This is a genomic window from Pseudomonas yangonensis, from assembly GCF_009932725.1.
Classification (GTDB): Bacteria; Pseudomonadota; Gammaproteobacteria; order Pseudomonadales; family Pseudomonadaceae; genus Aquipseudomonas; species Aquipseudomonas yangonensis.
On record NZ_BLJU01000155.1, the window covers coordinates 1 to 243 of the forward strand.

Annotated in this window: 1 pseudogene; it reads left to right on the forward strand. The window is 56.8% G+C overall.

What is annotated here, in order from left to right:
- Nucleotides 1–63: 63 nt before the first annotated feature.
- Nucleotides 64–243, forward strand: a pseudogene (locus tag GYB81_RS24560) (plasmid transfer ATPase TraJ); the annotation flags it as partial.

Consider the following 243-nt stretch of genomic DNA (forward strand, 5'->3'; position numbering starts at 1 on the left):
GTATCTGTCAGGCGCGTTGGCCGACGGGTGCGTTGTTCCAGTGCAACGTTACCAACCACACTCATGTCCTCCCTGATTGATGAACTGTTCGGTCGGGAAGTCATTCCCCGCGTTCTGGCAGGCAATCCGGTTGACAGGACGATACAGATTAACGGGGATGCATCCGGGCGCTATGGTCTTAAACGCGGAGAACGCATCCGGTTACGCTCTCACCTCATTCAGGGCACATCTGGTGCGGAGGAG